This window comes from Corynebacterium halotolerans, from assembly GCF_050107895.1.
GTDB classification, from domain to species: domain Bacteria; phylum Actinomycetota; class Actinomycetes; order Mycobacteriales; family Mycobacteriaceae; genus Corynebacterium; species Corynebacterium halotolerans_B.
Map to the genome: position 1 here is coordinate 1 of NZ_JBNILW010000070.1, position 233 is coordinate 233.

1 rRNA gene is annotated in these 233 nt (G+C 63.1%); it reads left to right on the top strand.

From position 1 onward, the window contains the following. Window positions 1–77: ribosomal RNA gene (rrf, locus tag ACQCVD_RS15600) — 5S ribosomal RNA — on the top strand; the annotation flags it as partial. Between the last annotated feature and the right edge of the window lie 156 nt (window positions 78–233).

A 233-nucleotide genomic window follows, 5' to 3' on the forward strand; every position in this document is an offset into this window, starting at 1 on the left:
CGAACCCGGAAGCTAAGCCTGTTTGCGCTGATGGTACTGCACCTGGGAGGGTGTGGGAGAGTAGGTTGCCGCCAACCTTTTAACTTCATGTGTCTGGCCCTCGTGGCCCCGCGTTGTGGTGGGGGCCACGGGGGCCAGACTGCTGTTGGGGGTGTGCGTGGTCGCGGTAGGCGACTGCGTGCACCTCTTTTTGCGTGTCTGGGTGCGTTACAGAAGGTGACCCCGTTCCCCGG